The sequence below is a fragment of the Corallococcus llansteffanensis genome, from assembly GCF_003612055.1.
Lineage (GTDB): Bacteria > Myxococcota > Myxococcia > Myxococcales > Myxococcaceae > Corallococcus > Corallococcus llansteffanensis.
Genome location: NZ_RAWB01000523.1, coordinates 1 through 7,040 on the forward strand (window position 1 = coordinate 1; position 7,040 = coordinate 7,040).

General features: G+C 70.9%; 4 protein-coding genes. 1 reads left to right on the top strand and 3 read right to left on the bottom strand.

All coding sequences use genetic code 11. The features are described from left to right. Window positions 1-15 precede the first annotated feature (15 nt). Complete coding sequence (locus tag D7V93_RS33930; RefSeq protein WP_147451481.1) at window positions 16-1,587, top strand: pyridoxal phosphate-dependent decarboxylase family protein; 1,572 nt, start codon at window positions 16-18, stop codon at window positions 1,585-1,587. A 12-nt stretch (window positions 1,588-1,599) separates the two neighbouring features. Here D7V93_RS33930 and D7V93_RS33935 read toward each other — a convergent pair whose 3' ends face one another. From D7V93_RS33935 to D7V93_RS33945, 3 genes are all read right to left on the bottom strand, one after another. After that, the gene (locus D7V93_RS33935) at window positions 1,600-3,051 is read right to left on the bottom strand and encodes an NAD(P)/FAD-dependent oxidoreductase (protein ID WP_120647328.1); all 1,452 of its coding nucleotides are present in this window, start codon (window positions 3,049-3,051) and stop codon (window positions 1,600-1,602) included. 100 nt (window positions 3,052-3,151) lie between these two features. Beyond that, window positions 3,152-4,603, bottom strand: a complete 1,452-nt coding sequence (locus D7V93_RS33940; RefSeq protein WP_120647329.1) for a hypothetical protein — start codon at window positions 4,601-4,603, stop codon at window positions 3,152-3,154. Window positions 4,604-4,682: 79 nt separating this feature from the next. Continuing rightward, a partial coding sequence (locus D7V93_RS33945) for a transglycosylase SLT domain-containing protein (RefSeq protein WP_244237673.1) occupies window positions 4,683-7,040 on the bottom strand: 2,358 nt, incomplete at its 5' end.

Consider the following 7,040-nt stretch of genomic DNA (forward strand, 5'->3'; position numbering starts at 1 on the left):
GGGAGGAGAAACCCCTTGAGCGCGACACGAGCGACCCCCACCGCGATGGTCCCCGATACAGCCCTCCCATCAGCCCCGGACGTCTCCTTCCCGGAGCTGCCCGAGGCCCTGCGGGCCGCCTTCGAGGCCCAGCCGGAAGACGCGGTCCGGGCACGGCTGGAGGGCTTCGTCGCCCTCACCCTCCAGCGCTTGCGCGCCCCCACGTCCGGGCCCATGCCTCCGCCCGTCCCCGCGCGGACGGTCGCCCTCACCTTCGACGGCCCCCTGCCCGACCAGGGTCAGCCCGTCGAGCACATCCTCGCGGACATCGCCGCGCACGTGATGCCCCACGGGCGTGACAAGCGCGCCCCCACCTGGTTCGCCCAGCTGGACGTGCCGCCCACGGACATCTCCGTCTTCAGCGGCCTGCTCATCCGCGCGCTGGCCCAGGATCCCATCACCTTCTCCTCGGCGCGCTCGGGGACGTTCGTCGAACAGCAGGTGCTGCGCTGGCTCACCTCGCTCGCGTTTCCCGACACGCCCACGGCCGGAGGCTGTTTCACCTCCGGCGGCACGCAGTCCAACTTCCAGGCCCTGCTGCTGCTGCGCAACCACTGCCTGCTGCGCGCCGGGGCGGACGTGAACGCGCTCGGCCTCTTCGAGGCGCTGACCCGCACGGGCCACCGGGGGATGCGGGTCTTCGCCTCCGAGGCGTCGCACCCCAGCATCTTCGCCGCCGTCCGCCAGCTGGGGCTGGGAGACGCCGGCCTGCACCGGCTTCCCGCCGACGGCGAGGACCGCGTGTCGCTGGAAGCGCTGGAGGCGGCGCTGGCGGGGGCCAGGCGTGAAGGCCACCTGCCCGCCGTGGTGGTGCTGACCGCGGGGACCTCCGGGGTGGGCGCCGTCGATCCCCTGCGCGCGGGCATGCGGCTGGCGCGCGAGTACGGCGCGCTCGTCCATGTGGACGCGGCCCATGGCAGCATGCTGCTCTTCTCCCAGCGCCACCAGGGACTGCTCGACGGCCTCCAGGACGCGGACACCGTCACGCTGGATCCGCACAAGGTCCTGGGGCTCAACGCGCCGCTGGGGGGCCTGCTCGTCCGCGACGCGCGGCTGCTCACGCTGCTGGGCAAGTCCAGCCTGGGGTACTTCGTCGCCGGGGAGGTGGCCGACCTGGGCGAGGTGACGCTGGACGGCTCCCGTGCCCTCAACTCGCTGGGGGCGTGGCTGCTGCTGCGTCACTTCGGCCGCGACGGCTACGGCCGGCTCGTGGACCACCTGTTCGCGCTCGCGGCGGACTTCACCCGGCGCCTGCGGGAGAGCGGCCTCTTCGAACTCTTTCCCGAGGCCCCGGCGATGAACCTGCTGGCCTTCCGCCTCGTCCCGAAGGCCCGGGGCCCGAGGCCCGGGGACCTGGCCCGGGAGAACGCGCGCAACGAGGCGCTGCTGTCACGGCTGCTGGAAGGGCGGAGGTTCGCGGCGAGCTGCTACCGGCACGCCAGCGGCCGGCTGTACCTGCGGGCCGTCTTCATCAACCCGGCCTCGCGTCCGGAACACATGGCCGCGCTGGCCGACGCCCTCATCCAGCTCGGCCGGGAAGCGGAGTAGCCCGGGGGGCGCCTACCAGGCGGCGTCCACGCTCCGGTAGTAGTCGCGGAAGTACGGCACCATGCGCTCCCGGTCGTTGTCGACCACGTAGACGAACTCCGGCGGGAGCACGTAGTCGGTGCCGATCTCCTCGTAGACGGTGGTGATGGTGCGCTTGAACATGCGGGCGAACGTCTCGTGCCAGCCCACCTTCGGAATCTTGATGCCGTGCTCCCAGCCGGCCGCGGCGTAGTGCCGCGCCGTCTCCTCCATGGCCTCCTCGCGCGTGAAGCGGTTGATGGGCTTGCGCTCGGGCGGGAAGACGTTCTCCATCAGCCCGCCCTGTCCCAGGATGAGGCCGGCCATGTGCTGCGAGACAAGCGGGGAGAGGAACAGGCCGTCGCGGTAGGTGCCGGAGGCGACCCACAACCCCTCCACCGAGGTGCCGCCGATGAGCGGCAGCGTGTCGATGGCGATGGGGCGGTTGCCCACCGCCGTGGAGACGAGCTTCGCGTTCTGGTAGCCCTGGTGGATCTGCTCCATGACGCAGTCCATGAGGAAGAACACGTCCGACACGGTGGGCCGGTCCGCCGGCGCCAGCATCGTGTTGTTGGTGGCGCCCACGTAGACACGGTTCGCGCCGCGGGGCACCACGTGCAGGCCGCAGGCGAAGGCGCGGTTGGGGGTGCGGATGACGCTCGGGTTGAGGGGGAAGTCCGTGGTCTCCAGGACCAGAGAGGTGCCCATGCCCGGCAGCAGGCGGGGCACGCGCCGGGCCAGGTCCGGCAGCGAGTCCAGCACCTTCTGGCTCTGCACGCCCGAAGCGAGCAGCACGTGCTTCGCGGTCAACGCCTGACCATCCGCCAGCCGCACGCCCACGACGCGGCCGCCCTCCACGTCCAGCCCGCTGACGGTGTCCTCCAGGAAGGACACGCGCCCGGAGCGCACCGCCGCGCCCGCGAGGCCCGTGAGCAGGCGGCTGGAGTCCAGCGAGCCCTCGTCCGGCATGAAGAGCGCGGCGGTGGGGCGGCTGTCGCCGGCGGGGTTCATGCCCGGGATGCGGGTGGGGTCCACGTCCTCGAAGCGCTCCTGGTACTCCTGGAGCTTGAGGCGCATGGTGGTGAAGTTCTCGTCCTCGATGAGGCCCGAGCGGTTGTTGGCCACCACGAAGGTGCCCGGGGTGATGGCCAGCCGGTCCGCCTGGGGGAGCTGTTCGTTGAGGGCGGCGAGCCACGCGGGCCACAGGCGGCGTGCCTGCAGGCCCAGGCCCAGCTTGATGGGACCGTACTTGCCAGATACGGAGGCCCGGGTGATTTCTCCGAAACACCCCATCATCGCTCCGGCCGCGGGCGAAGCGCCGTAGGTCCGCGCGAGGGGGCCGATGACGGCCACCCGGACCTGTGGGTCCCGGGCGACCAGCGCGTTGGCGGTGGAAAGGCCCAGGACTCCATTGCCGACGATGAGGATGTCGAAGCTGCCAGCCATGACGAGATACTCCTGCTCAAGGTGTGTCGGCCTGAGCCGCACGCGTCGCCAAGGTATCACGCCCTCCATGGCGCGGGCCCGTCGTGCCAACCCGCGGGCGCTATCGGGCCCCGGACTCCAGGCCCGGGCGGTCGTCGAAGAGCTGCGCCCAGCGCCCGTCGAACCCGCCGTTCGCCGGCAGGTACCAGCCGCCCGGCAGCCAGAAGCCCTGCTCGACACCGTCGGAGGAATCCACCGCGCCGCTGTGCACGAAGTAGTCGTGCTGCCACCAGAACGAATTCGCCGACGTGGGATACCCGCTCGCGCTCGCGCGCGTCCGGCCGCGCGAGTCCACCACCGTGCTGGCCCAGGCGTTGTCATGGAAGGCATTGGACCCGCCGCCGCCCGTGTCCGACGCCTTGTCGTTGAGCTCGAACGTGCCGAAGAACCACTTCTTCGACGGGTAGCCCTCGCGGTCATCCTCGTTCTCCAGGTCCCGCGTCTTCGAGAAGAAGCGCTGCATCCCCGCGCTCACCTCCGCCTGGCCCGCCTCGTTCACCACGGGGCTCTCCAGGAAGAAGTACTGGGGCCCATCCGGCAGCCAGTGCGTCGCCCAGCCGCCGTACTCCCAATGCGTGGGCACGATGTCCGCGATGTCCTGCAGCTCGTACGTCACGCGCTTCACGGCGGGCCAGTTGGCGGAGCTTCCGTTGTCATAGCGGCTGGCCTGCGCATCCGCGTTCGCATACCGCACCGGCTGCGCGTTGAACGCCGCCACCGCCGCCGCCGAGTCCTCCGGCACGAACGCGTAGTGCAGCTTCTTGCGGCCGTCGTCGTTGTTCACGTCCGCCTCCGCCTTCCCGCCCGACGCCATCCGCCCCGCGAAGAAGGAGTACGGCTCCGTGACGAAGCGCAGCTCCTGCCCGTGCGCCGCGAGCAGCTTGTCGGACCACTCCGCCTGCCAGATGAGCAGGTGGCTGCCCGTGGGCGTCTGCATGAAGTTGAGGTCGGTGTTGCCCTGCTGGCGCACCACGTTGCGCTTGTGCTGCGTCACCACCGCGTACGCCACGGACTCCCCGCTGCCCGGGTTGCCCACCACGTTCTTCACCTGCATCTCCACCCGCTCCCAGTCGTGGAGCTGGTAGTCGCCCGCCGCGTTCTTATCCAGCGCGTGATACAGGTGATACACGAGGACGAGGTTCTTCCCCCCGTCCATGTACTCAATCAGCGACGTGTACAGCGTCGGCCGGACGCGCCACCTGTCGAAGGCGCTCGGCCCCGTGCGCGACGCGTCCACGTACTGGGGGATCTGCTTCCAGTGCAGCTTGTTGTTGGAGAAGTCGCCGTCCTGGTCGAAGTCGAAGTTCGTCAGCCAGTCGTAGCCGTGGCGGCCGTCGTTCGCGTTCGCGCGCTTGAAGATGACCGGGGCGTAGTAGCGCAGGAACGCCTGGCGCTGCGCGTTCGTCAGCGACCACGGCTGGGACTGGGCCCGGGCCGGTGCCGGCCAGCTCAGGCCCGCCAGGAGCAACGCCAGGACGACGAGGGGGCCGACTCTCTTCGGAGATGGGTTCATGGGCGGCCGAGGAAACCACGGCCCGCCCTTCCCTCTCCACGAAGAATGCGTGAATTCAGGCTTCAGCCAGGATTACACACTAACGCGATGCGCTGGGCATCACCGGCACCTTGGGCACGCGGCCGTAGAGGAGCTGGTAGGTGTTGTACGAGCGCAGCACGCGCTTGATGTAGCCGCGCGTCTCCGCGATGGGGATCTCCTCCACCCATGCGTCCAGCGGCAGCTCCGGGTTGGACGCGCGCCACCGGTTCACCGCCCCGGAGCCCGCGTTGTAGCTGCCCACCGCGTAGGGCGTGTGGCCCTTGAACTGCTTGATGAGGCCACCGAGGTAGTGCGCGCCGAAGCGGATGTTGAGCTCCGGCTGAAGCAGCGCGTCCACCTTGAAGTTCTTCACCTTGAGCTCGCGCGCCACGCCCTTCGCCGTGGACGGCATCAGCTGCGTGAGGCCCAGCGCGCCGGCCCAGGACAGGGCCTTCGGGTCCAGGGCGCTCTCCTCGCGCATCAGCGCCTGGAGCAGGTCCGGCTCCACGCCCGCGGGCACGGTGTGCTTCTCGATGAGGTCGCGGAAGGCGTTGGGATAGGCCACCTCCCACACCGGCCGCGTCTGCGCGGTGATGCGCCCGCTCAGGTCCTTGCGCAGCGCGAGCCGCGCGATGGCGTGCGCCGAGCGCGCGTCACCGGACTGCGACAGCACCATGACCAGCAGGCGCATCGACTCCGGCGGCTGGTTGGTGCGGTTGACCAGCATCAGCTCCGAGGACACCGAGTCCGGGAAGCCCAGCCGCAACAGCTCCACGCCCGCTCGGAAGTGGGAGTCGTCCCCCATGGGCCCCGCGAACATCGGCCAGGGGCTGGCGGCCTCCGGCACGTCGAAGATCTGCTGCGACACGCGCTCCAGCCGCTGCGGATCCAGCTCCCCCAGCTTCGAGCGCGCCATCAGCCCGTAGTAGGTGGCCGGGTGCTCCACCGCGAGCTGCTCCATCAGCTCCGCGGCGCCCTGGATGTTGCCGCGCTCCTCCAGCGTGCGGGCCCGCCAGTACCGCGCGCGCTCCACGTCGTAGGACTCGTCCGCGGTGGCGAACTGCTGCTCGATGCGGTCCAGGAAGGAGAACCCGCCGTCCTCTGCCTTCGACGTGCGCGCCACCCAGAACGCCTTGAACAGCGCCTCGCCCAGGAAGTCGCCGCGCGGGTACAGCCGCGCCAGCTCGTCCAGCCGCGCCATCGCGTCCTTGGGACGGGACGTCTTCACGTACAGGTCCGCCGCGTAGAAGAGCGCGTCGTCCGCGAACGAGTGGTCCGGGAACTCGCGCGCCAGCCGCTCGTACGTCTCCGTGCCGCGCGCCTGGTCCACGATGGAGCGCGACGAGCCCAGCACGTACAGCGCGCGCGCCAGCAGGTCGCGGTCCTTGCACTGCTCCACCACGGGGGTGAGCACCTGGATGGCCCGCGTGTGCTGGCGCTCCTTGCGCTGGCCCTTGCCGTAGGCGAAGTGGGCCTTGCACGCGAGCGCGTCCGGCAGCTTCAGCTGCGGCAGCAGCGGCTCCAGGATGGCCAGCCCCTGCTTGTTGCGGTGCGCCTCGATCAGCGCCTCGGCCCGGCCCACCTTCGCGTCCAGCGGCGTCGCCTGCCCCTTGAGGCGCTTCTCCACCTGCTTGACGATGGGCGACAGCGGCTGGCTTGCCCACAGGCGCCACAGCGCGGCGCGCTCCGCGGCGCGGTCCTTCTTCTCCACCGCCAGGTCCGCCGTGGCGACCAGCGCCTCGGCCCCCACGTTGCGCCCCCAACCCGTCATGGCGCGCAGGGTGAGCGGCGTCAGCGCCGCCATGGCGCCGTCGTAGTCCTTCTTCTTGCGCAGCACGCGCGCGAGCCCCAGGCGCGCGTCCACGTACATCCGCGAGTCCTCCGGCACCTGCTTGAAGCTCGCCGCCGCGTCGTCCAGCCGGCCCTGGGACTCCAGCGCCACGCCCGCGTGCGTGAGGCAGCGATCCTTCAGCGCCGGGTAGTCGTTGGCCAGCGCCGCCATCTCCGTCGCCGCCGCCTTGTCGTCCCCGGCACGCACCGCCGACAGCGCGCGCAGGTAGCGCACGGGCAGGCTGTCGCCCTCGCCTTCCAGCAGCGTGCGCGCCTTCGTGTACTGGCCCTTGTCGAACGCGTCCTTCGCGTCCTTCTTCTTGCCGTCGGTGAAGTACGGGGTCAGGTCCTCCAGCGCGTAGCGGCGCCCCCGGTGCACCACCGGCGTGGGCGGCACGATGCCGGGGAAGGCCGGGTTGAGCACCTCCACGTAGCCGCCCGGCAGCGGGGCCTTGTCGGCGTCCGGCGGCGGCGTGAGCTGCGCTTCCGACGGCGCGCTGCCCGTGCGGGAGGCGGGGGCCTGATCCGTGTCGTCCGTGGAGGCCGCGCCCGCGAGGCCCTTCGAGCCTTCCCCTGAGGGAGTCGG